Below are 23,202 nucleotides of genomic sequence, written 5' to 3' on the forward strand. Positions count from 1 at the left end.
GTTCGAACCGTGCTCGAGTCAAAATCAGGATACCCGCCACCCACCGATCCGTCAGACCGTCTCAGGCCTGGCTGAAGATTGCGGTGTTGCTGCGGGTATCATCCTTGCGACTGGGCTTATTTTTTGTCGGTATCGGCTTTTTTGGGCGCCGGCGGTGTATCCGGCTTGCTCGTCTGGGCCAGACCGGCGACGTGTCCCCGGCTGACTTTAACGCGTACCTTGTCCGCGATTTCCACGGTCAGGTTGGCTTCGCTCACCCCGGTGATCCGGCCGTACAATCCGCCGGAGGTGATGATCATGTCCCCCTTTTTCAGGTTGGTGATCATTTCCCGATGCTCTTTTTGCTTTTTCTGCTGGGGGCGAATCAGAAGAAACCACATGATGGCCAACATCAAAATGATGGGCAACAGGGGCGTGGCCAAAAGTCCACCGCCGCCTTCGGCTGCTGCGGCGCCTCCCTGGCCCATGGCATAGGCTAAATTCATATCGTCAAACCTCCCTTTCGAGAATAGAGTACAATTTGCAGCATTAAATGATGTGCATCATAAGACGGCGCTGGTATACTTGAAATGTCGGTGCAGGTCAAACCCTTCTTCCAGATCAACACTCGGGATAGCAATCGATATGGCATTCATGGGGCGGCATGCCGGCGTCCCCCTCGATGGTCAGGGAAAAGCCGCGTTGCATTTCCAATTCAATGATTTCCTTGCGTTTTTTGTTGAGCACATAGTCCGCCACCGCTTTGGGCACGCTGCCGTGCACGCTCTGCAGTCCGCTCTTGCGCGTCATGGTCTTGAGTTGACGTAAAAAACGCAAGGCCAGCGTTTCGGTGGACGGGGTCAACCCCTTTCCCTTGCAATAGGGGCAGGCCACCAGGCTTCCCAGTTCGATGGACGGTGCCAGGCGCTGGCGGGCCAATTCCAAAAGGCCGAATTGTGAAATTCGACCGATACGCACCCGGGCTTTATCCCGTTTGACATGTTCGCGCAAGGCGCGTTCGATGGCGTTGCGGTTTTTCATTTCGCGCATGTCGATGAAGTCGACCACGATCAGACCGCCCAGGTCCCTCAGGCGAATCTGTCGGGCCACTTCCTCGGCCGCCTCAAGGTTGGTGTTCAGGGCGGTTTGCTCCAGGTCCTTTTCGCGGGTTCCTCGGCCGGAGTTCACATCGATGGCCACCAGGGCCTCTGTCTGTTCGATCACGATGGAACCGCCGGATTTCAGGGGCACCCGGTTCTCGAAGATTGTCGCGATCTGATCCTCGAGCTGGTATTTGGTAAAGATCGGCTTGTCCAGGGTGTAGTGTTTGACAATGCGCTTGTGACGCGGGGAGATGATCTGGACGAAATTTTTCACCTCCTGAAAGGCCGCTTCATCGTCGATCAGGATCTCGTTGACATCCGGTGTCAGATAATCCCGCACGGATCGAACGGCCAGGCTGCGATCCTTGTAGAGCGCGGCAGGGGCGGTCTCCTGAAGTCCCCGGTTTTTGATGTCGCGCCACAAACGCAGCAGGTAGCTGATGTCCTTGGCCAGTTGGGTCTTGGTGCAGCCCTGGCCGGCGGTACGCACGATGGTGCCGAATCCTTCGGGGATTTTCAGTTGGACCAGAATCTCCTTGAGCCGCTTGCGTTCCTCTTCATCCTCGATTTTACGGGATATGCCGCGGTTGTTGGTGCCCGGCATCAGCACGACGTAGCGGCCGGGCAGCGAGATGTAGGTGGTGAGCATGGCCCCCTTTTTCATCATGGGGTCCTTGGTCACCTGGACCATGATCTCCTGGCCTTTTTTGACCAGATTGTCGATCGTCCGCTGACCACTGTCACTCTCCTGAAAATAGTCGCTGTGAATTTCGTGCTGTTGCAAAAAGCCGTTGCGTTCACCGCCGAAATCGACAAACACGGCTTGCAGACTGGGCTCTACACGGGTGATGATGGCTTTGTAAATATTGCCATGGAGAATTTCACGACCGGCCATTTCGATCTGGAATTCCTCCATCCGGCTGTCCTGGACCTTGGCAATGCGAACCTCTTCCGGGTCGATGGCGTTAATCAGAATTTTGCTGCTCATGTATGGGTTATTCCTGTGTTTCGATAACGTGAATGCCGTGGGGGGCGTCAGGCGTAGGCGACTGTAACGCTTTGATTCATATGTGTTTGCTGCGGTTAAGTCAAACAGATTGTCAACTTCCCACATATCTTGCACTTTGAATAAAATTATGGCATGAGAAATCAAAATCTTAAACGACCATGGCGCCGCATGCGCCGTCGCGGCGCTCTGTTTTTTGATGGCTGAAAGTTGATGAAACTGTAAAAAGTCGCAAAGGCGCCATCCCGGCGAACACCGGCATCCAGAACATACTGAAAATACTGGATCCCGGTGTTCGCCGGGATGACGGGAAAAGCGAATTCCGAACTTTTTACGGCGCCGTCAAAGTTGGAACCAGAACATTTAAATGTCCGGCCAAGCCGGTTCAGGTGACAAGCGATGGATGAACAATACGATCCCCGTAAGATTGAGCAAAAATGGCAAGAGGAGTGGGAGCGGAGCCATCTCTTCGAGGTGGATGTCCAGGCCGACCGGCCGAAATATTATTTGCTGGAGATGTTTCCCTATCCTTCGGGCAAGATTCACATGGGCCATGTTCGCAATTATACCATCGGAGACGTCGTGGCGCGTTACAAGCGGATGCAGGGGTTCAACGTGCTGCATCCCATGGGGTGGGATGCGTTCGGCATGCCGGCGGAAAACGCCGCCATCGCCAACAACACCCATCCGGCCGAATGGACCTACGATAACATCGCCTATATGCGCAACCAGCTAAAACAGCTCGGTTTTTCCTACGACTGGAGCCGGGAGGTGACCACCTGCACGCCGGATTATTATCGTTGGGAGCAGTGGCTGTTTCTCAAGATGTACGAGAAAGGCATGGCCTACCGCAAGGAGGCTTATGTCAACTGGTGTGAACCGTGCCAGACCGTACTGGCTAACGAGCAGGTCGAAGCCGGCATGTGCTGGCGCTGCGGCCAGCCGGTCAGGCAAAAGAAGCTCAATCAGTGGTTTTTCCGCATCACCGATTACGCCGAGGATCTGCTCGTCCATTGCGATCAGTTGCCCGGGTGGCCGGAAAAGGTGACCACCATGCAAAAGAACTGGATCGGTCGCAGCCAGGGGGCCGAGATCCGATTCGCGGTGGAGGAGAGCGACACGGTGATACCAGTCTTCACCACCCGCCACGACACTGTTTTCGGCGCCACTTTCATGTGTCTGGCCCCCGAACATCCCCTGGTGCCCCAGTTGGCGGCCGGAACCGAACAGGCGGCGGCGGTGTCCGATTTCATCGAGCGCATCAGCCTGCAGGAGCGCACCAGCAAGGCGGTGGAAACTTACGAGAAAGAGGGGGTCTTTACCGGCAAATATTGCATCAATCCCGTGACCGGCCGGCGCATGCCGATCTATACGGCCAATTTCGCTCTCATGGAGTACGGGACCGGAGCGGTCATGTCCGTACCGGCTCACGATCAGCGCGATTTCGATTTCGCCAGGAAATATGACCTGCCCATCATCCCGGTGGTCAACCCGGAAGGCGAGACCCTGGTCGCCGCCCAGATGACGGAAGCGTATGCCGGCGACGGTCTGATGGTCAATTCCGGAGCGTTCGACGGGCAACCCAATCGCCAGGCGATGGAAAAGATCGCCGACCTGCTCGAGGCCAAGGGGCTGGGCCGGCGGGCGATCAGTTACCGGCTGCGGGATTGGGGGATTTCGCGCCAGCGCTACTGGGGCGCCCCCATCCCCATGATCTATTGTGATACGTGCGGGACGGTTCCGGTTCCCGAGGCCGATCTGCCCATCGTGCTGCCCGAGGATGCCCATCTGCTCGCCGGCGGCCGCTCGCCGTTGCCCACCCTCGACCATTTCGCCCGGACGACCTGCCCCAAGTGCGGGCGCACCGATGCGCGCCGGGAAACCGATACCATGGACACCTTCGTCGAGTCGTCCTGGTATTTCGAGCGCTATTGCAGTCCCAAATGCAACGAGGCCATGTTCGATCGCGACGCGGTGGCTTACTGGATGCCGGTGGATCAATATATCGGCGGTGTGGAGCATGCCATTCTGCACCTGCTCTATTCCCGCTACTTCACCCGCGTACTTCACGACATCGGTTTGATCGATTACAAAGAGCCGTTCACCCGCCTTTTGACCCAGGGCATGGTGTGCAAGGAAACCATGTCCTGTCCCCAACACGGCTATCTGTTTCCCGAGCAGGCGCGCGAAGAGCGGGGCACGCTTTACTGCACCCTCTGCGATCGGCCGATCACCCTCGGGCGGGTGGAAAAGATGTCCAAATCCAAGCGCAACGTGGTGGACCCCAATGTGTTGCTCGAACGGTACGGAGCCGATACGACGCGCCTGTTCTGCCTCTTTGCCGCGCCGCCGGAACGAGACCTGGAGTGGAGCGACCAGGGGGTAGAAGGAAGCGCGCGCTTCCTCAATCGGGTCTGGCGGTTGGCCGGCACCTGGCTGGACGTGGTGCAGGGCGTGGCCTCTTACGACGGTCCGGTCGAATCGCTTCCCGACACTTTGCGGCAGACTTACCGAAAGGCGCACCAGACCATCGAAAAGGTGACCCGCGACATCGAAGATCGTTTCCATTTCAACACGGCCATCAGCGCCGTCATGGAGTTGGTCAACCAGATGCATGCGGTCGGCCCCGACGACGGCGGTGCGGATCAGCGCAAGGGCGTCATGCGGCATGCCCTGGAGACGGTCATTCTGCTGCTGTCCCCCATCGTGCCCCATTTTGCCCAGGAGCTCTGGCATGCCCTGGGGCATGCCCAAAGCACGCTCGCCGTGCCCTGGCCGGTCTGGCGCAAGGATGCACTGGTCCAGGAAGAGGCCACCATCGTCGTTCAGGTCAACGGCAAACTGCGCGGCCGGTTTACGACCGCCGTGGACACGGATGACGATACCGTGAAGCAGCTTGCACTGGCGGATGAACGGGTGCAGAAGTTCGTCGGCGACAAGGCGCCCAAGAAGATCGTCGTCGTGAAAAACAAATTGGTCAACATTGTCGTTTAGGCGACAGCAGCGTAACGAAAAGTGTCAAGTTCGAAGTGTAAAGTTTAAAGTGAAGGAATTCGGTCTACCTAATAGATGAGAGGTTGCCGTGACGGGTCGTGAACAGGGGGTCGACATCAAGCGGTACGCCAAATGGCCTCCGGCCGGCGGGTGGACGTTTCTCGTCCTTTCCCTATGCCTGCTGACGGCTTGCGGTTATCAGTTTGCCGGGCCGGGTCAGCTGCCCGGTGGGGTGCAGACCATCGCGGTGGAGGTTTTCACCAATCGTTCGGCCGAGTCCGGGCTGGAGACGACGCTGACCAACGCCGTGATCGATGAGATGACCCGCAGGCGGCAGGACCTGGTGGTCGGGCCAAAGGAGGCCGATGCCCGTTTGTCGGGTACCATCGACCGGCTCTCCACGGCAACCCTTTCCCGTGGCGGCACGTTGACCGCCGTCGAGCGCCGGGTGATCATGACAGCCTCGTTTGTTTTGAAGGATCGGGGTGGCAAGGTGGTGTGGCAGGTGAGGGGGCTGAGGGCCGAGCAGGCGTATCCCGTGGGAGACAGCAAGGCCGCCACCGATCTGAACAAACGGCTGGCCATCGGACAGGTATCCGAACGGCTGGCCGAATATCTGTACGAGCGCCTCACGGGCTCATTTTAAAAATATTGGGTGGCCCCGGGTATTCGGGGCTGGATAGCATAGCAAGCAAAGCACTCGGCCGTTCTCGCGCCGGGTGCTTTGCTTTGAGATCCGGAATCAGGATTTGATGGTTTGGGACAGCTTGGCCAGGCGGGCAACTTTTCTGGCGGCGGTGCGTTTGTGCAAAACGCCTTTTTTCACTGCCTTGTCAATCGTCGACTGAGCCGTCCGCAGCGACGCATCGACCGTTTCGACCGATTTGGCTGCGGCGGCCTGGCGGACCTCCTTGACCACATGTTTGACACGGGTCTTGACGGTCTTATTTCGCATGCGCCGTGTTTCGTTCTGGCCGGCGCGCTTGAGGGCTGATTTATGGTTGGCCACTGAAATGCTCCTTTCACATTGATTTGTAGCTTTATAAAACGAAACTCTATATAGGTATCTCTATAGCATGTCAACAGGTTTCGACAAGGAAATCCCGGGTGCCGAAACGCCTTCCCACGAGGCACACCTTCATCTCGATTCCACCCCCGGTGTGCAAGGTAGCGATGGGGTTGTCATCGCCAAAGCGGCCGGTGTGGTGGGGGCCGCAACCCTGTTCAGCCGGGTGTTGGGTGCCGTACGGGATATAGCCATTGCCTCTTTTTTCGGGACCGGGATGATATCCGATGCCTTCATCGCGGCTTTTCGCATACCCAATCTGCTGCGGCGCATGTTTGGCGAGGGATCGCTGAGTATCGTCTTCGTGCCGGCCTATACAGAGTGTCTCTACCAGCAAGGACGCACCGAAGCCGATCGCCTGGCCGGCAGCGCAGCGCGTTTCCTGGCCGCCTGTTTGTTAACGGCGGCCTTGGCCGGCATGGCGGCGGCCCCTTTGCTGGTTCATATCCTCGCGCCGGGCTTTGCCGATTCGGTCGAAAAATTCGATCTCACCGTGTCGTTGACCCGCACCATGTTTCCCTACATCTTTTTTATCGGATTGGTCGCCTTGTGCATGGCATTGCTCAATGTATTGGGGCATTTTGCCGCCCCCGCCCTGGCGCCTGTCTGCTTGAACGTGTCCATGATCGCGGCAATTGCGGTCGGCTCGCTGTGGGTCGACAGCCAGCAGGAGTTGGTGTACTGGCTCGCCGTGGGCGTGGTCGTGGGGGGCGCCCTGCAATTGGGGCTGCAGCTGCCGTTTTTGCTAAAAAACAGGATATTTTTATGGCGCCCCGCACCATGGTGGCATCCGGCCTTCAAACAGATCGGGGCCATGCTGGCACCGGTGCTGTGCGGCGCGGCCGTCTATCAGATCAACAACCTGGTGATCACTATCCTGGCCTCGATGCTGCATCAGGGCAGCATCTCCTATCTCTACTACGCCGACCGACTGCTCCAGTTTCCCCTGGGCATCTTCGGCATCGCGGCCGCCACGGCCGCCTTGCCGACCCTGGCGCGCCAGGCGGTCATGCAGCGATACGATGCCATGCGTCACACCTTCAATGAGGCCATCCGGCTGGTCTTGTTTGTCACCCTGCCGGCCATGGCCGGTTTGATCGTGCTGCGCGAACCGATCATCGCCATGTTATTTCAACGGGGGGCGTTCGATCTGGATTCCACGCGATTGACGGCCAGTGCCTTGTTGTACTATAGCATCGGATTATGGGCGTTTTCGGCGGTGCGTGTCGTTCTGAATGTCTTCTATGCGTTGAAAGACACCCGTACACCGTTGAAGATCGCGCTTTTGACCATTGCAGCCAACTTGATTCTGGGATTGGCACTGATGGGGCCGATGCGGCACGACGGCCTCGCACTGGCGTTCACGCTCGCCTCCATGTTGAACATCGGATTGCTGGGCTTTGCCTTGCGGAAGAGACTGGGAACGATAGGCGGGCGGTCGATCGCATTATCCGCGTTGCGATCATCCGTCTGCGCGGCGGGCATGGCGGCCGGCGTGTGGATCGCTGCCAGGTGGCTGCTGCCCCATGACCCTAAGGCCGGCGTGGCCCTGCTGCCGGGTCTTTTGGGCTGTATCCTCATCGGCGCGGCCATGTTCGGTGTATTGGCGCGTATCCTGAGAATGCCGGAGCTTCAAACCCTGATGTACATAATTCGGAGAAGGTCACCGCAGGCGTGAACCGTAAACAGAAAATATCGATCGTTTTGGCCGGCATCGCCATGTTTTATCTCCTTCTGGTGATCGTTTTCGGCGACAATGGATGGCTCGAGCGGCGCCGCATGCAATCGGCCCATGCCCAATTGGTGAGTGCAAATGAAGCCCTCACACAAGAAATTCTGCAGATGTACCGGACCATCGATCGGTTACAGAACGATCCGGCATTTCTTGAAAATGTCGCCCGCCAGGAGCTTGGCATGATCCGCTCCGACGAACTCATTTTTAAATTTAAAAGCAACACCAGGTAACCTGAGGAGATGACCGAATCATCCGAGTTCTACACGGCGACCATGGCCAGGCTGTATGCCGAGCAGGGTTATTTGCTCAAAGCAGCCGAAATATATCGTCATCTTGCAGCCCAAAATCCGAAGGACGCAGAATTGAAAAGGGCTTTGAAAGATATCGAACAGGAGATTGTCAGGCGGCAGGCGCCTACCCTGAGAGATGCCCAGCTCTTATTGCGGGAATGGATCGATCTGTTAAGGAAGAAAAAGAAAAGAGAGCGAACCACATAGCTTTATTCAAGGAGGGAAGAAGATGAAGAATTCAGTCGGTCATAGCGTGTTGATCAGTGTGTTGGTCTGGATAGGCGTCGTTCTTTTTTTGATTTCCGGGTGTTCGACCCTAAAAGGTAAGGATGAAGGAAATGCTTCCACCGACACCGTGGCTGCGGCCCCGGCGGTTACGGCCCAGGAGGCCGGCCCCATCTACCTGGATTTCGGCGATGTCATGCTGCCGCGGGAGTTGAAGGCCGACAAGAAGGAGTCGTTCGTCATGAATACGGCCGGCATGACGTCGGGCGTGCTGGTACTGAGCGGGGGCGTGGATGCCAATTCGCTCGTCTCCTTTTTTGAAAGCAAGATGCCGGTGGATGGTTGGAGCAAGGTTGGATCTTTTCGATCGGCGCGATCCTTGCTGCTGTTCGAAAAGGCGACACGTTGGTGCGCCATTGCCATTACCGACGGCCAGTTCAGCACCAAGGTTGAAATCTGGGTGGCGCCGACCACCAATGTGACGCAAAACGGGTTGCACAAGTAGTGCACTTCCCTGAATGAACCATTGGCCCGATGTCGGCGTTGCGCGAGCAGACTTTTGCAAACAGGTACCGGATAAAAGGGGGGGTATGGGATTCTCAATGCCTGGAAAACGGATCACGCTCGGTGTGTGCGGCGGTATTGCCGCTTTCAAGGCCGCCGAGCTGGTACGTTTGCTCGTCAAGGAAGAGGCCCTTGTCCGCGTCATCATGACCGATAACGCGGGGTACTTTGTCGGGCCCATGACCTTCGAGGCCCTCAGTCAGCAAAAGGTGTGTCGTACCCTTTTCGAAACCTCGGACGAGGCGGCCATACAACATATCCACTGGGCCCAGGAGTCCGACGCGGTCGTGATCGCACCGGCCACGGCCAATATCATCGGCAAACTGGCCGGCGGCATCGCCGACGATGCCTTGAGCACCTTCATGTTGGCCGTCACCTGCCCGGTGTTGATCTGCCCGGCCATGAATACCAATATGTATCAGAGCCCGCAGGTCCAGCACAACCTGGAGCGGTTGAGGTCCTATGGCTACAAGGTGCTCGAACCGGGCAGCGGCGAACTGGCCTGCGGCACGGTGGGTCCCGGCCGCCTGCCGGATCCGGCGATCATTATGGATGCGGTGCGTGCCTTGTTTCAGCCCGCAGACTTTTGCGGCCGCCGCGTGCTGGTCACGGCCGGCCCGACCCGTGAGGCCATCGACCCGGTGCGCTTCATCACCAACCCTTCATCGGGCAAGATGGGCTATGCCATCGCGCGCGTCGCCACCATGCGCGGTGCCGAGGTGACGCTTGTTTCCGGTCCTACCGCTCTTTCGCCGCCCGATGGGGTTCGTCTGATCCGGGTGACCAGCGCCGCCGAGATGGCCGAGGCGGTGTTGGCCGAGATGGATGGCCACCAGGTGATCATCAAGACGGCCGCGGTGGCCGATTTTCGACCGATGGCGGTTTCCGACCGCAAGATCAAGAAGGAAGACGCCGAAATGGTGATCCGACTGGAGCGGACCCAGGACATCCTAAAGGCGTTGGGGGAGCGCAAAACCCGTCAGATCCTGGTCGGTTTCGCCGCCGAAACCCATGACATGGAATCTTTTGCCAGGGGCAAGCTGGCGGCCAAAAACCTGGATATGATCGTCGCCAACCACATCGGTTCGCCGGAGGCTGGTTTTCAGGCCGACACCAACCGGGCGACCTTTCTGTTTCGCGACGGTCGCCGCGAAGAGATCGGGCTCATGCCCAAGACCGAGTTGGCCGGCATCCTCCTCGACCGCATCGCCGCTCTGATGGTTGCAGCGGCCGGCGCGACCTCATTGCGTTAGATATCGCCCGTGATACAAGACCCCGCCACTGCCAACGATCCCCACTGTGCCCTGCGCGACACTTTGCTGCAGTTGTCACGGTGGGGATGTCAGGGGTTCGAGTGTTCGCCGCAGACCCTGGCGATCCTGAACACCTGGTTCCGGCCGGTGCCGGCCGCTCCGTCTGAAGATGTCCCGGTGGACACCCTGGTCGCGATTCGAGACGATCTGGGAGATTGCCGCAGGTGCGGTCTGAGCGCCGGGCGGACCCACCTGGTGTTTGGGGAAGGCAACCCCAGGGCCGAGTTGATGTTCGTCGGCGAGGGCCCGGGGGCCGAGGAGGACCGCAGCGGAAAGGTTTTTATCGGACCGGCCGGCCAGTTGCTCACCCGGATCATCGAGGCCATGCATCTGACCCGTGATCAGGTCTATATTTGCAATGTGGTCAAGTGCCGGCCGCCCGGCAACCGCAACCCGGAAGCCGTTGAGATTCAAACCTGCCGCCCTTTCCTCGAGCGCCAGATCAAGGTGGTCGGTCCCAAGGTGATCTGCGCCCTGGGCAGCGTCGCCACCCAGGTCCTGCTCGATACCGACCAGCCGGTATCCCGGTTGCGCGGCCGCTTTCACGACCGGAGCGGTATCAAAGTAATGCCCACCTACCATCCCGCATACCTGCTGCGCGAGCCGGACAAGAAGAAGCTGGTCTGGGAAGACGTGAAAAAGATCATGGCGTTCTTGCGGATCCCGCTATAGAATGTTTTAAAACGATCATGAGATGAAAATGGGATAAAGGAGAGGCTGCATGCGTTGGATCCTGGGCTGGGCATGCATCGTCACGATGTTCATAGGAGAACCGGCTTTCAGCGCCCGCGCCGAGACGGATACCGCGGGTACGGTCATGACCGTCGTCGTGGCCGATCCCATCGGTCCGGGGGTGGCCGAGTTTCTGGAAGACGCCATGGAGAAGGCCTCTGAGGCGGGGGCGGCCTGCCTGATCATCCAGCTCGATACGCCGGGAGGCGCGGTCGAGTCCATGCGCAGGATCGTTCAGGCGATCTACGCGTCCCAGATTCCCGTGGTGGTTTATGTCTCCCCGAGCGGTGCCCGGGCCGCTTCCGCGGGCGTGATGATCACCATGGCCGCCGATATCGCAGCCATGGCGCCCGGCACCAACATCGGAGCGGCCCATCCGGTGGCCGGCGGCGGTCAGGAACTCGAGAAGACCATGACCGACAAGGTCGTCAACGACCTGGTGGCCTTTACCCAGGGCATCGCCAAGCGTCGGGACCGCAACGGCGAGTGGGCAGAAAAGGCGATCCGCGAAAGCGTATCCGTGACTGCTGCCGAAGCCCTCGAACTCAATGTCATCGACCTGGTGGCAACAGACATGGCGGATCTGATCGCCAGGATCGACGGCCGGGAGATCCGCGGCAAGGGGAAGTTGAAGGTCGCCAGCGCCGAAGTCACCGAAATCACGCCCAATCTGCGCATTAAAATCCTCAAGGTGATCAGCGATCCCAACATCGCCTATATCCTGTTTATGATCGGTCTGGCCGGGCTCTATTTCGAACTGTCCCAGCCTGGTGCCATCTTCCCGGGGGTCATCGGCGCCATTGCCCTCATTTTGGCCTTCTTCTCCTTTCAGACGCTTCCGGTGAACATCGCCGGCATTCTCCTGATCCTGCTGGCGGTGATCTTTTTCATCCTGGAGATCAAGGTCACCAGTTTCGGCATGCTCAGCGTGGCCGGGGTGCTGAGCCTGGTTCTCGGATCACTCATGCTGTTCAAAGGCGCCGGTCCCGAATTCCAGGTGGCCTGGCAGCTGTTGATCCCGACCGTACTGACCATTTCCGGCTTTTTCATCGCCGTGGTGACCCTCGTGGTCCGGGCCCATGCCCATCGGCCCTATGGCGGTTCGGAGGGCCTCGTCGGTGAGGTGGGGCTGGTGAAACAGGCCGATGGGCAGGAGGGAAAGGTCCTGGTGCACGGGGAGTTGTGGCGGGCCCGTTTCAAAGAACCGGTCGCCGTCGGCAGCAAGGTGGTCGTGAAAGCGGTGGACCGGTTGACCATCACGGTGGCGCCATTAAAAAAAGAAGCGTGAAACCGATGGGCCGACGATCGGCAACCGCAGGTTCCATCGGGCCGATCGATCATTTGTGAATCCGAACGGCTACACATGGAGGTGTTTGCATGTTTGCACCATTTGTCACCATCGTCGTCCTGGTGCTGCTCTTTCTTTGGTCGGCCATCAAAATTCTCAACGAATACGAGCGCGGCGTCATCTTCCGTCTGGGGCGCGTGATTCAGGCCAAGGGACCCGGGTTGATCATTTTAATACCCGTGATCGACCGCATGCAGCGGGTGAGCATGCGCCTGGTGGCCATGGATGTCGACCCCCAGGATGTCATCACGCGGGACAACGTGTCGGTCAAGGTCAACGCGGTGATCTATTTCAGAGTCGTGGATCCGACCAAGGCGATTGTGGAAGTGGAGAACTACGGTTATGCCATGTCCCAGCTGGCCCAGACGACCCTGCGCAGTGTCTGCGGTCAGGCCGAGCTGGACGAACTGCTCTCGGATCGGGAAAAGATCAACAACCAGCTTCAGGAGATCCTGGACACTCATACCGACCCCTGGGGTATCAAGGTGGCCACCGTCGAGTTGAAACATATCGATCTGCCCGCGGAAATGCAGCGTGCCATGGCCAAGCAGGCCGAAGCCGAACGAGAACGGCGCGCCAAGGTGATCAACGCCGAGGGTGAATACCAGGCCGCCAACCGACTGGCGGAGGCCGCCCAGATCATCGCCGATCATCCCATGGCCATGCAGCTGCGCTATTTGCAGACCATGCGCGAAATGGCATCGGAGAACAACTCCACCACCATCTTTCCCTTACCCATCGATCTATTCAGGATATTCATGGAGCGCAAGAAGGATTAGCGCAACGCAGATATTGGACTTTTTGCGGTATCGTCTCGCTTGAACATTGACATTTTATAGCGGGATAGGTTAGTTATGCCCTTTTAAGATGAGAGCCGAGGCCCCATGGATGCCTTGGTGTTGCGCCTGCCCGGTCGGTTGCGTCGGGGCGAGGGCCCAACCCGGGCTTGCATGCCGTGGCCGTCTATTTTGGGAACTTTAGCGGAGGTTCAAAACAGCCTCCGCTGCTGCTTTGCGACCGACGACCGGAAAGGAGAAGTGAACGAAGATGGGGGGTAAGAAAAAAGACGTAAAGGAAAAGCCGCTCGATAAAATGACGGTGAAGGAGTTGCGGGAGATCGCCCTTCAAATCGAGGGGCTGGTCGGCGTTCATGGGATGAACAAACCGGAATTACTGGAAGTGATAAAAGAGGTCAGAGGGATCACCGATTCCCCCAAGGCCAAGACCGGGGCTTCGACCAAGGAGATCAAAAGCAAACTCAAGGGGCTGAAAACCAAACGTCAGGAAGCCTTGGCCGCAAGAGACAAGACCTTGGCCACCCGCTTCCGGCGGCAGATATCCAAGCTGAAGAAGAAAACCCGAAGGGCGGCTTAGGCGTTGCGACATCCGGCGGCATGGATCAGGTGGATGCCGTCGTGCGACGGCCGCAATCCCTTGGGAGGCACGTGATGGGAACCGGCCACCGGGTCTGGATGCGGCCGGTTCCGCCTACCATTTACGGGGAATCGGCAAACCATGGGATCGACTCTGCTGCTCGTCTCTATCGATCGTTTCATTGAAAGCCTGGCGGCCGAAAAGGGGTATTCGGCCCATACGCTGCGGGCCTATCGCCACGACCTTGAAGAGCTGGCGGATTACATGGCCGGAGCGGCGGACGACCCGAAGCGTGAAGGCCGGCGTCTGACCTTGAAGGTCGGCGAGGTGGATGCCATGCAATTACGCGGCTACCTCGCTTTTTTGCACAGCCGTAACCGCAAGACGACCATCGCACGTAAACTGGCGTCGATCCGTTCTTTCTTCAAACATTTGCAACGTCTTGGCCAGGTCCGCGACAATCCCACGGAAAACGTGCCGACCCCCAAACACGGCAAGCCCATACCCAATTACCTTTCGGTCGACGACATGTTCCGGCTGCTGGATGCCGTTGTTCCCGAGGATCTGTTGGGCCTGCGCAACCGGGCGATCCTGGAGACCCTCTACTCGGGAGGTGTGCGGGTGTCGGAATTGGCCGGTCTGAATGTGTCCGATGTGGATTTGCGCAGCGGGATCATGCGGGTGCTGGGCAAGGGGAACAAACAACGCATCGTTCCCATCGGCGAGAAGGCGGTGGGGGCCATCCGGGCCTATCGCGGCGCCCTGTCCGAGGGGCACGGCGAGCCATTGGCCGACGACGGCGCCCTCTTTCTCAACAAGGATCTGGGTCGGTTGACCACGAGGTCCATTGCCCGGGTTGTGGATAAATTCGCACGGGCCTGCGGCTTGCAGATGGGCGTGTCGCCCCATGCCCTGCGCCATTCCTTCGCCACCCACCTGCTCGACGCGGGTGCTGATCTGCGATCGGTGCAGGAGTTGCTGGGACATCGCAGCCTCTCCACTACCCAGCGCTATACCCATGTGAGTATCGACCGGTTGATGGCCGCTTACGACAAGGCCCACCCCCGGCGATAGGCGTGTTTAACGAAAGGCAGGCAGCGCATGACGCAAACGAGCCATGGTTTTCACGGCACCACCATTCTGGCCCTGCGCCATGGGGGACGCGTGGTCCTGGCCGGTGACGGACAGGTCACCATGAACAACACCGTGATCAAGCACAAGGCGCGAAAGGTTCGCCGGATTTACAATGACCGGATCGTAGTCGGATTTGCCGGTGCCACGGCCGATGCCATGAATCTGTCCGAGCGTCTGGAAACCAAACTCGAGCGCTACAACGGCAATCTGACCCGCAGTGCCGTCGAGCTGGCGCGGGATTGGCGCACCGACAAGATGCTGCGGCGGCTGGAAGCGTTGATGATTGCCGCCGATCCCCAGAAGCTGTTTTTGATATCGGGAACGGGCGATGTGATCGAACCGGATGAAGGGGTCATCGGAATCGGTTCGGGTGGCGTGGCGGCCCAGGCGGCGGCCACCGCCCTGCTTCGACACACCTCCCTGGATGCCCGCCAGGTGGCCGAGGCCGCCATGCGGATCGCCTCCGGCCTTTGTGTTTTTACCAACGAGCATTTTACCATCGAAGAGATGACTTACGATGCAGGACCTGAAACCGTCTGAGATTGTTGCCGAACTCGATCGTTACATCATCGGCCAGGGCAAAGCCAAGCGATCGGTGGCCATCGCCTTGCGCAACCGATGGCGCCGCAGGCAGGTGCCGGAGGAGTTGCGCGATGAGATCGCGCCCAAAAACATCATCCTGATCGGTCCCACGGGGGTGGGCAAAACGGAAATCGCCCGCCGCTTGTCACTGATGACCGACTCCCCCTTTTACAAGGTGGAAGCCTCCAAGTTCACCGAGGTGGGGTATGTGGGCCGCGATGTGGAATCCATGGTGCGCGACCTGGTGGAGTTGACGGTCAATGCGGTCAAGCAGGCCGAGCAGGAGGCGGTCCAGGAGCGGGCGCGCGCCATTGCCGAGGAACGCATGCTCGATTTGCTGCTGCCCAAGTCCGGCGGCCAGGAGCCGGTCAAGCGTGAAGGCGGGGGAGAAACGGCCCTGGAGTTGGTCGCTGGCGCCGGAGAAGAACACAGCTCCACCCGCGAGAAGCTGCGGCGCATGCTGCGGGACGGAAAGTTGGACAATCGCTTCGTGGATTTGGATCTGCCCGATCGATCCGGCCCCATGGTGGAGATTTTTTCCAATATGGGCATGGAGGAGATGGGTATCAATTTCAAGGACATGCTTGGTGGTCTGCTGCCCAGGAATGTCAAACGCCGCAAGATAAAGGTACCCGAGGCGCTCAAAATTCTGACCCAGGAGGAGGCCCAGAACCTCATCGACATGGACAAGGTGGTGCGCACCGCCATTGCCAAGGTCGAAGAGTCGGGCATCATCTTCCTGGATGAAATCGATAAGATCGTGGCCAAAAGCTCGGGCCAGGGCCCCGATGTGTCGCGGGAGGGGGTGCAGCGTGACCTGCTGCCCATTGTCGAAGGCAGTTCGGTCAACACCAAATATGGGCCTGTGCGTTCCGACCATATTCTGTTCATCGCCTCGGGCGCCTTTCACGCCATCAAGCCTTCGGACCTGATTCCGGAGTTGCAGGGCCGGTTTCCCATCAGGGTGGAGCTGGATGCATTGGGGCGTGAAGAGTTCGCCCGCATCCTGACAGAGCCGCGCAATGCCTTGGTACTCCAGTATATCGCCCTGCTGAAGACCGATGGGGTGGATCTTGAATTCGGCGGCGACGCCATCGCGCGCATCGCCGCCATTGCCGAAGAGGTCAACGAGAGCACCGAGAATATCGGGGCGCGCCGGCTGCATACCCTGATGGAGTGCTTGCTTGAAGACGTACTCTTCGATGCACCGTGCGAGGGGATGTCCCGGGTGGTGGTCGATGCCGATTATGTGGATGCCAAGCTGAAGGCGCTGAAGGAAGACGAGGATTTGAGTCGGTATATTTTATAAAAGAAGAGTGTTAAGTTTGAAGTGCCAAGTCTAAAGTGAAGGAATATCTGTCGAAATGGAAGCACACATTCCCAAGGCCTCGGTCGCCGAGATTCTGATCGAGGCGCTGCCTTACATCCGTAGTTTCAGCGGCACGACCGTGGTCATCAAATACGGCGGTCACGCCATGGTGGACGAACAGTTGAAGGAAGATTTCGCCCGGGACATTTCACTTCTCAAGCTGGTCGGCGTGCATCCGGTGGTCGTCCATGGCGGCGGCCCCCAGATCAATTCGGTTCTGGACCAGATGGGCATCCGGCCGAAGTTCGTTCGCGGTATGCGCATGACCGACGGGGCCACCATGGATGTGGTGGAGATGGTGCTGGGCGGCAAGGTGAACAAATCCATCGTGGCCCAGATCAACCAGCAGGGCGTCCGGGCCGTCGGATTGAGCGGCAAGGACGGCGGCTTGATCCAGGCGGAGAAGATGCAGATCGTCTTCCAGGAAGATGCCACCAAGCCGCCTGAAATCATCGACCCCGGCATGGTCGGCCAGGTGACCCGCATCAACCCGGCGATCATCCACACCCTGGCCAAGGAGGGGTTCATCCCCATCATCGCGCCGGTGGGCGTGGGCGAGAACGGCGAAACCTACAACATCAACGCCGACCTGGTGGCCAGCCATATCGCCATGGCCCTCAATGCCGGACGCCTGATCCTGATGACCGATGTGGACGGCGTCCTGGACGATGAGGGGCGGCTCATCTCCTCGATCGACGCGGCCACGGCCAAGGAGATGATCGAGAAGCAGAAGATCACCGGCGGCATGATTCCCAAGATCGAATATGCGCTCGAAGCCCTCAAAGGCGGCGTGAAAAAGGTGCCCATCATCAACGGCAAGCGGCGCCATGCGATTCTACTGGAGTTGTTTACGGATCAGGGGATCGGCACAGAAGTTACCCTGAGGTAGTGTTCATCCAGGGCAAACATCCCTTGGTTCGGGCCTGGATTCCCGCCTTACCCTTGATGGCTCCAGGTAGTAAAGATCAAACGTCAATAGTGAAGTGATGATTTCAGAGGCGTATATGGATATCAAGCAGACGGCTGACAAACACATTGCCAATACCTATGCACGTTATCCCCTGGCCCTGGTGAGGGGCGAGGGGTGCCGGGTCTGGGACGACGAGGGGCGGTCCTACGTGGATTTTATCGCCGGGATCGCGGTATGTAATCTGGGTCACGCCCATCCGGCGCTGGTGGAAACGCTGACGGCCCAGGCACGTAAGTTGTGGCATGTTTCCAATCTATTTTATACCCAACCCCAGGCGGAACTGGCGGCCTGGCTGACAGAGCACAGCTTTGCCGACCGGGTGTTTTTCGCCAACAGCGGGGCGGAGGCCAACGAGGCGGCCATCAAACTGGCCCGGCGCTATTTCAAGGAGAACGGCGCCGCCGAGCGCTACCGGATGGTGAGCATGAAGCAGTCGTTTCACGGCCGCACCATGGCGACCTTGTCGGCCACCGGTCAGGAGAAGGTGCGCAAGGGGTACGACCCGATCCTGGAAGGTTTCGATTTCGTTGCTTTCAACGACATCGAAGAGCTCGCCTGCGCCATCGGTCCTGCGACCTGCGCCGTCATGCTCGAGCCCATTCAAGGCGAGGGCGGGGTGGTCGTTCCGCATCGCGACTATCTGGCCCAGGTGCGCAAACTGTGCGACGAATCCGGTTGCCTGCTGATTTACGATGAAGTCCAGACCGGAATGGGGCGCACGGGCAAATTATTCGCCTACGAGCACTCCGGGATTGCGCCCGACATTCTGACCCTGGCAAAGGCCTTGGGCAACGGGTTGCCCATCGGTGCCATGCTGGCCACCGAACGGGTCGCATCGGCCTTCGTGCCCGGCGCTCATGCCACCACCTTCGGCGGCACACCCCTGGTGACGTCGGTGGCCTTGAAAGTCCTCAAGCTGATTGTGGAAGAGGGCATTCTCGACGAGGTTCAACCTAAGGGGGACTATTTTCGCAGCGGCCTGGAAAAACTCAAATCCAAATACCCGGTCATCGAGGAGGTCCGTGGCAAGGGCTTGCTCGTGGGCGCCCGCCTGAACATCCCCGGTGCGCCGATCGTCAATGCCTGCATGGAGCGCGGCTACCTGATCAACTGCGTCCAGGACAATATCCTGCGTTTCGCCCCGCCCCTGATCATCAGCCGGGAAGAGATTGATGGGGTTTTGGATTGTCTGGATGAAGTTTTTACTACCATATAAGTAAAAAACGGCGATCGTTTGCAAAGATAGCGTTAAGTAAGAAGTGTTAAGTTTAAAGTGTAAAGGTTAAAGTGGTGGAATTCTGTCGATTTGATACTCTCCCGTCACATTTCCGGGCCGAGCAGCAAAATTTTAATCGACAGCATTCATTCACTTTAGACTTAAAACTTCACACTTAAAACTCATTTTTAAAGGAGATTCCAACCGTGACCGACACGATAAAAAAAGTAGTTCTGGCCTATTCCGGCGGCCTTGATACTTCAGTTATTCTCAAATGGCTCATCGAAACCTATGGGTGCGAAGTGGTGGCCTTTTCGGCCGACCTGGGACAGCCTGAACCCCTGGACCATGTCGAGGCCAATGCCTACAAGACCGGCGCGGCCAAGGCCTATGTAGAGGATCTCAAGGAGACCTTCGTGCGCGACTATGTCTTTCCCATGTTCCGCGCCAACGCCATCTACGAAGGAGAATATCTGCTGGGCACCTCCATCGCCCGGCCGTTGATCGCCAAACGTCAGATGGAGATCGCCAAGATGGAAGGCGCCGATACGGTCAGCCACGGCGCCACGGGCAAGGGAAACGACCAGGTGCGTTTCGAGTTGAGCTATCTCTCCATGGATCCGCACATCAAGATCGTGGCTCCCTGGCGCGAGTGGGACCTGCATTCGCGCACCGCGCTGATGGACTTCGCCAAACGGCACGGTATCCAGGTGCCCACCACGCCGTCCAAGCCTTACAGCACCGACGGGAATTTGCTGCACATCAGCTACGAGGGCGGCATTCTGGAAGATCCCTGGGCCAAACCGCCCGAAGATCTCTTCCAGTTGACCGTATCTCCGCAGAAGGCGCCCGACACCCCGGAGACCATCGAGATCGGTTTTGCCCAGGGCAATCCCGTGGCCATCAACGGCAAGGATTTCTCACCGGCCGACCTGCTGGCCGAACTCAACCGCCTGGGCGGCAAGCACGGCGTGGGTCGGGTGGATATCGTGGAGAACCGTTTCGTGGGCATGAAATCGCGCGGTGTCTATGAAACGCCGGGCGGCACCATCCTGCGCAAGGCCCACATGGCCATGGAGTCGATTACCCTGGACCGCGAAGTGCACCACCTGCGCGACAGCCTGATCCCCAAGTACGCCGAATTGATCTACAACGGTTTCTGGTTCGCCCCCGAACGCCAGCTGCTGCAATCCATGATCGACGAAACCCAGCGCCATGTCACCGGTGTGGTGCGCCTGGAACTCTACAAAGGCAGCTGTACGGTGGTGGGCCGCAAATCGGACTACTCGCTGTACAGCGAGGCCCATGCCACCTTCGAGGACGACGTGGTTTACAGCCAGAAGGATGCCGAAGGGTTTATCCGCCTCAACGCGCTGCGGCTGAGAATTCGCAAGCTGATGCAGGATACCCGGGGGTTATAAAACCGTTTCAGAAGAGGAATCTTTTTCATGAGCGACAAACCCTGGGATGGCCGCTTCGCCGAGCGAACCGACACCAGCGTCGAGGCATTCACCTCTTCGATCCAGTGCGACCGAAGACTCTATCCGTACGATATCCAGGGCAGCGTGGCCCACTGCCGCATGTTGGCCAAGGTCGGCGTGATCACGGCCGAAGAGGCCGAAACGCTGGTGGAAGGGCTGTGGCGCATCAAGCGCGAGTTGGACCAGGGCAACTTCGAGTTCGACGACAGCCTGGAAGACATCCACATGCACATCGAGGCGCGCTTGCTGCAGGAGGTGGGCAAGGTCGCCCAGAAACTTCACACCGCACGCAGCCGCAACGATCAGGTGGCATTGGACATCCGCATGTTCCTGCGTGATGTCACCGCCCAGATCATTCAAGGGTTGAAAGCGCTGCGGACCATCCTGGTCGGCATGGCCGAACAGCATGTGGAAACCGTCATGCCCGGCTATACCCATCTGCAACGGGCCCAACCTGTGCTGCTGGGGCACCATTGGATGGCGTACTATGAGATGTTTTCCCGCGACGCCATGCGTTTTGCCGACGGCCTAAAACGCACCAACGTCATGCCCCTGGGCGCCGCGGCCCTGGCCGGCACCACCTACCCCATCGATCGCAGCTACACCGCCGAACTGCTCGGTTTTCCCAAAGTCACCGCCAACAGTATGGACAGTGTCGCGGACCGCGATTTCATTCTGGAATTTCTCTCGGCGGCCGGCATCTGCATGGTGCACCTGAGCCGTCTGTCCGAAGAGCTGGTATTGTGGTCCTCTTCCGAATTCGGTTTCATCGAACTCTCCGATGCTTTTTCCACTGGCAGCAGCATTATGCCCCAGAAGAAGAACCCCGACATTCCCGAGTTGATCCGCGGCAAGACCGGCCGGGTCGTCGGCAGCCTGATGGCCGAACTCACCCTGATGAAAAGTCTGCCGCTGGCCTACAACCGGGACATGCAGGAGGACAAGCCGCCCCTGTTCGATGCGGTGGACACGCTCCAGAGCTGCCTCAATATCACCATCAAGATGCTGCCCACCATCCAGGTCAAGATCGATAGGATGCGCCAGGCCGCCTCGGTGGGGTTTCTCAACGCTACCGACATGGCCGACTACCTGGTCGGCCGGGGCGTTCCCTTTCGCAAGGCGCACAGCATCGTCGGCCAGGCGGTCGCCTTTGCATTGGCCCAGGGCAAGGAACTCGATCAACTCACCCTCAAGGAGTTGCAGGGATTTTCAAAGGAGATCGAAGAGGATCTTTTCGAAAATCTGACGCTGGAGCACATGATCGCGCGGCGCCAGTCGGCCGGCGGCACCTCGGGGGACAATGTGCGCGCGGCCATCGCGACGGCCCATCGGGAGCTGGCCACCGACGATCCTGACCAAACCGCCGGGGGGGCCACGGCATGAAGGCCGGTGCGGGTCGGCGCTTGCCAGGTGTTCGCTGGGCGATCCTCATACTGTGCCTGTTGATGATCGGCCCGTGGGCTTGCGGAAGGAAGGCACCCCCGGTTCCGCCCAAACACCCGCCCTTGACCCAGCCCATGGAGTTGAAGGCCTGGCGCGAGGGAGATACGGTCGGTTTGAGCTGGCGGCCCGGGGAGCGCGAGCGTGGCGTGGTCCGTTACACCGTGCTGCGGAGCCAATGGCCGGTCGAAGCGCCGCCGTGCGAAGGCTGCCCCCTGGTTTTTCAGGAGGTGGGCAGCGTCGAGGCCGCGCCGGAAGTTGACGCGTACACGTTTACGGATCGCATCCAAACCGACCTGGTGTACAGCTATAAAATCGAGCCGGTCGGTTCGGCCGGAGATCGCGGACCGGCGTCGCGCCGGATCGTGGTCGCCCCGGCAGCGAGATAGGATATTTGATGAATGCCATCCCTTTTTACAAAATGAGCGGCAGCGGCAATGATTTTATCATCATCGACAACCGCGACGGTGCGGTATCCGCCGATCCTCTGCCGCCCTTCGTGGCCAAGGTGTGTCTGCGCCGCATGTCGGTGGGCGCCGACGGGCTGATCCTGATCGAGCGCTCGGATCGGGCCGATTTTCGCTGGCGATTTTTCAATTCGGACGGCAGCAGGGCCGAGATGTGCGGCAACGGGGCTCGCTGCGTGGCCCGTTTCGCCCTGCTCAACGGCATCGCGCCGGACCGAATGGCCTTCGATACCGATGTGGGCCTCATCGAAGCCAGCGTGCACGGCGACCTGGTCAAGATCAAGATGTCCGATCCCAAGAACATGGTGCTCAACGATGGGATCGTCCTGGCCAACTACCCGGTGCCGATCAGCCGCGTGAACACGGGTGTGCCCCATGTGGTCATGGAGGTTAAGGACCTGCCTAGTGCCAATGTGAAGGCCGTGGGGCGCGAGATCCGCTTTCATGAACAGTTCGCGCCCGAAGGCACCAATGTCAACTTCATCGCACCGCTCAACGACCGGATGTGGGCCATCCGCACCTACGAACGCGGTGTCGAAGGCGAGACCCTGGCCTGCGGCACAGGCAATGTCGCTGCGGCCCTGGTTCTGGCCGAACGCTATCGACTGCCGTCGCCCATTTCGCTCAAGACCCTCAGCGGCAGCGACCTGACCATCCATTTCAAGCGACGGGGCGATGCCGACTATTGCGATGTATATCTCGAAGGCGATGCCCGGGTGGTCTATCGTGGCGAGATGGATGCCGAGGCATGGCAGTTCGAGTTCGGCGCAATGGATCCAACGACTGCACCCTCTCAGAAAAAGTCCCGCTGAAC

General features: G+C 59.0%; 23 protein-coding genes. 20 read left to right on the top strand and 3 right to left on the bottom strand.

Features of this window, described 5'->3' with window-relative positions:
• Window positions 1-116: 116 nt before the first annotated feature.
• Complete coding sequence (gene yajC, locus DFT_RS06135; protein WP_054030363.1) at window positions 117-485, bottom strand: preprotein translocase subunit YajC; 369 nt, start codon at window positions 483-485, stop codon at window positions 117-119.
• A 115-nt stretch (window positions 486-600) separates the two neighbouring features.
• Window positions 601-2,070 (bottom strand): Rne/Rng family ribonuclease, encoded by a 1,470-nt coding sequence (locus DFT_RS06140; RefSeq protein ID WP_054030364.1) that lies wholly within the window; start codon window positions 2,068-2,070, stop codon window positions 601-603.
• A 417-nt stretch (window positions 2,071-2,487) separates the two neighbouring features.
• Here DFT_RS06140 and leuS point away from each other — a divergent pair, with 417 nt between their 5' ends.
• Together leuS and DFT_RS06150 are read left to right on the top strand one after the other, a co-directional pair.
• Window positions 2,488-5,082, top strand: coding sequence for a leucine--tRNA ligase (leuS, locus tag DFT_RS06145; protein ID WP_054030365.1), 2,595 nt, complete (start codon window positions 2,488-2,490; stop codon window positions 5,080-5,082).
• A gap of 88 nt (window positions 5,083-5,170) precedes the next feature.
• Window positions 5,171-5,728, top strand: a complete 558-nt coding sequence (locus DFT_RS06150; protein ID WP_054030366.1) for an LPS-assembly lipoprotein LptE — start codon at window positions 5,171-5,173, stop codon at window positions 5,726-5,728.
• A gap of 96 nt (window positions 5,729-5,824) precedes the next feature.
• Here DFT_RS06150 and rpsT read toward each other — a convergent pair whose 3' ends face one another.
• On the bottom strand, window positions 5,825-6,091 hold the full coding sequence (rpsT, locus tag DFT_RS06155) for a 30S ribosomal protein S20 (RefSeq protein ID WP_054030367.1): 267 nt from the start codon (window positions 6,089-6,091) through the stop codon (window positions 5,825-5,827).
• A gap of 67 nt (window positions 6,092-6,158) precedes the next feature.
• Here rpsT and murJ point away from each other — a divergent pair, with 67 nt between their 5' ends.
• From murJ to dapF, 18 genes are all read left to right on the top strand, one after another.
• Window positions 6,159-7,826 (top strand): murein biosynthesis integral membrane protein MurJ, encoded by a 1,668-nt coding sequence (gene murJ / locus DFT_RS06160; protein ID WP_083453359.1) that lies wholly within the window; start codon window positions 6,159-6,161, stop codon window positions 7,824-7,826.
• On the top strand, window positions 7,823-8,113 hold the full coding sequence (locus tag DFT_RS06165; protein ID WP_054030368.1) for an FtsB family cell division protein: 291 nt from the start codon (window positions 7,823-7,825) through the stop codon (window positions 8,111-8,113). The genes murJ and DFT_RS06165 overlap by 4 nt, the downstream gene beginning before the upstream one ends.
• Window positions 8,114-8,122: 9 nt before the next feature.
• Window positions 8,123-8,380: a hypothetical protein gene (locus DFT_RS06170; RefSeq protein ID WP_054030369.1), complete on the top strand. Its 258-nt coding sequence runs from the start codon at window positions 8,123-8,125 to the stop codon at window positions 8,378-8,380.
• A gap of 22 nt (window positions 8,381-8,402) precedes the next feature.
• A complete protein-coding gene (locus tag DFT_RS06175) occupies window positions 8,403-8,903 on the top strand; it encodes a hypothetical protein (protein WP_054030370.1) in 501 nt (166 codons plus the stop codon).
• A 97-nt stretch (window positions 8,904-9,000) separates the two neighbouring features.
• On the top strand, window positions 9,001-10,215 hold the full coding sequence (gene coaBC, locus DFT_RS06180) for a bifunctional phosphopantothenoylcysteine decarboxylase/phosphopantothenate--cysteine ligase CoaBC (RefSeq protein ID WP_235506180.1): 1,215 nt from the start codon (window positions 9,001-9,003) through the stop codon (window positions 10,213-10,215).
• A gap of 9 nt (window positions 10,216-10,224) precedes the next feature.
• Entirely contained in the window at window positions 10,225-10,947 is a 723-nt protein-coding gene (locus DFT_RS06185; protein ID WP_235506181.1) for a uracil-DNA glycosylase, read from the top strand.
• A 49-nt stretch (window positions 10,948-10,996) separates the two neighbouring features.
• A complete protein-coding gene (locus tag DFT_RS06190; protein WP_054030372.1) occupies window positions 10,997-12,295 on the top strand; it encodes an NfeD family protein in 1,299 nt (432 codons plus the stop codon).
• Between the two features lie 89 nt (window positions 12,296-12,384).
• Window positions 12,385-13,134 (top strand): slipin family protein, encoded by a 750-nt coding sequence (locus DFT_RS06195; protein ID WP_054030373.1) that lies wholly within the window; start codon window positions 12,385-12,387, stop codon window positions 13,132-13,134.
• A 268-nt stretch (window positions 13,135-13,402) separates the two neighbouring features.
• Window positions 13,403-13,729 carry a hypothetical protein gene (locus DFT_RS06200; RefSeq protein ID WP_054030374.1) on the top strand — a complete coding sequence of 109 codons (327 nt, stop codon included), beginning with the start codon at window positions 13,403-13,405 and terminating at the stop codon, window positions 13,727-13,729.
• A gap of 141 nt (window positions 13,730-13,870) precedes the next feature.
• Complete coding sequence (locus DFT_RS06205; protein ID WP_054030375.1) at window positions 13,871-14,803, top strand: tyrosine recombinase XerC; 933 nt, start codon at window positions 13,871-13,873, stop codon at window positions 14,801-14,803.
• A 27-nt stretch (window positions 14,804-14,830) separates the two neighbouring features.
• A complete protein-coding gene (gene hslV, locus DFT_RS06210; protein WP_054030376.1) occupies window positions 14,831-15,403 on the top strand; it encodes an ATP-dependent protease subunit HslV in 573 nt (190 codons plus the stop codon).
• The gene (gene hslU, locus DFT_RS06215) at window positions 15,381-16,754 is read left to right on the top strand and encodes an ATP-dependent protease ATPase subunit HslU (protein WP_054030377.1); all 1,374 of its coding nucleotides are present in this window, start codon (window positions 15,381-15,383) and stop codon (window positions 16,752-16,754) included. Before hslV ends, hslU begins: the two co-directional genes overlap by 23 nt.
• Before the next feature lie 55 nt (window positions 16,755-16,809).
• Complete coding sequence (gene argB, locus DFT_RS06220; RefSeq protein ID WP_054030378.1) at window positions 16,810-17,703, top strand: acetylglutamate kinase; 894 nt, start codon at window positions 16,810-16,812, stop codon at window positions 17,701-17,703.
• A 115-nt stretch (window positions 17,704-17,818) separates the two neighbouring features.
• Window positions 17,819-19,000: an acetylornithine transaminase gene (locus tag DFT_RS06225; RefSeq protein WP_054032378.1), complete on the top strand. Its 1,182-nt coding sequence runs from the start codon at window positions 17,819-17,821 to the stop codon at window positions 18,998-19,000.
• Between the two features lie 206 nt (window positions 19,001-19,206).
• On the top strand, window positions 19,207-20,421 hold the full coding sequence (locus DFT_RS06230; RefSeq protein WP_054030379.1) for an argininosuccinate synthase: 1,215 nt from the start codon (window positions 19,207-19,209) through the stop codon (window positions 20,419-20,421).
• 27 nt (window positions 20,422-20,448) lie between these two features.
• Window positions 20,449-21,864 carry an argininosuccinate lyase gene (gene argH / locus DFT_RS06235; RefSeq protein WP_054030380.1) on the top strand — a complete coding sequence of 472 codons (1,416 nt, stop codon included), beginning with the start codon at window positions 20,449-20,451 and terminating at the stop codon, window positions 21,862-21,864.
• A complete protein-coding gene (locus tag DFT_RS06240; protein ID WP_054030381.1) occupies window positions 21,861-22,310 on the top strand; it encodes a hypothetical protein in 450 nt (149 codons plus the stop codon). Before argH ends, DFT_RS06240 begins: the two co-directional genes overlap by 4 nt.
• An 8-nt stretch (window positions 22,311-22,318) precedes the next feature.
• Window positions 22,319-23,200, top strand: coding sequence for a diaminopimelate epimerase (gene dapF / locus DFT_RS06245; RefSeq protein ID WP_054030382.1), 882 nt, complete (start codon window positions 22,319-22,321; stop codon window positions 23,198-23,200).
• The last annotated feature ends 2 nt before the right edge of the window (window positions 23,201-23,202 follow it).

The organism is Desulfatitalea tepidiphila (assembly GCF_001293685.1).
GTDB lineage: Bacteria > Desulfobacterota > Desulfobacteria > Desulfobacterales > Desulfosarcinaceae > Desulfatitalea > Desulfatitalea tepidiphila.

Bases quoted from the DNA above. Each gene is read 5' to 3' on its own strand.
- yajC (WP_054030363.1), bottom strand. From the start codon at position 485: ATGAATTTAGCCTATGCCATGGGCCAGGGAGGCGCCGCAGCAGCCGAA.
- DFT_RS06200 (WP_054030374.1), top strand. From the start codon at position 13,403: ATGGGGGGTAAGAAAAAAGACGTAAAGGAAAAGCCGCTCGATAAAATG.
- hslU (WP_054030377.1), top strand. From the start codon at position 15,381: ATGCAGGACCTGAAACCGTCTGAGATTGTTGCCGAACTCGATCGTTAC.
- DFT_RS06195 (WP_054030373.1), top strand. From the start codon at position 12,385: ATGTTTGCACCATTTGTCACCATCGTCGTCCTGGTGCTGCTCTTTCTT.
- DFT_RS06205 (WP_054030375.1), top strand. From the start codon at position 13,871: ATGGGATCGACTCTGCTGCTCGTCTCTATCGATCGTTTCATTGAAAGC.
- argB (WP_054030378.1), top strand. From the start codon at position 16,810: ATGGAAGCACACATTCCCAAGGCCTCGGTCGCCGAGATTCTGATCGAG.
- DFT_RS06140 (WP_054030364.1), bottom strand. From the start codon at position 2,070: ATGAGCAGCAAAATTCTGATTAACGCCATCGACCCGGAAGAGGTTCGC.
- hslV (WP_054030376.1), top strand. From the start codon at position 14,831: ATGACGCAAACGAGCCATGGTTTTCACGGCACCACCATTCTGGCCCTG.
- dapF (WP_054030382.1), top strand. From the start codon at position 22,319: ATGAATGCCATCCCTTTTTACAAAATGAGCGGCAGCGGCAATGATTTT.
- argH (WP_054030380.1), top strand. From the start codon at position 20,449: ATGAGCGACAAACCCTGGGATGGCCGCTTCGCCGAGCGAACCGACACC.
- DFT_RS06240 (WP_054030381.1), top strand. From the start codon at position 21,861: ATGAAGGCCGGTGCGGGTCGGCGCTTGCCAGGTGTTCGCTGGGCGATC.
- DFT_RS06170 (WP_054030369.1), top strand. From the start codon at position 8,123: ATGACCGAATCATCCGAGTTCTACACGGCGACCATGGCCAGGCTGTAT.
- murJ (WP_083453359.1), top strand. From the start codon at position 6,159: ATGTCAACAGGTTTCGACAAGGAAATCCCGGGTGCCGAAACGCCTTCC.
- coaBC (WP_235506180.1), top strand. From the start codon at position 9,001: ATGCCTGGAAAACGGATCACGCTCGGTGTGTGCGGCGGTATTGCCGCT.
- DFT_RS06190 (WP_054030372.1), top strand. From the start codon at position 10,997: ATGCGTTGGATCCTGGGCTGGGCATGCATCGTCACGATGTTCATAGGA.
- DFT_RS06175 (WP_054030370.1), top strand. From the start codon at position 8,403: ATGAAGAATTCAGTCGGTCATAGCGTGTTGATCAGTGTGTTGGTCTGG.
- leuS (WP_054030365.1), top strand. From the start codon at position 2,488: ATGGATGAACAATACGATCCCCGTAAGATTGAGCAAAAATGGCAAGAG.
- DFT_RS06225 (WP_054032378.1), top strand. From the start codon at position 17,819: ATGGATATCAAGCAGACGGCTGACAAACACATTGCCAATACCTATGCA.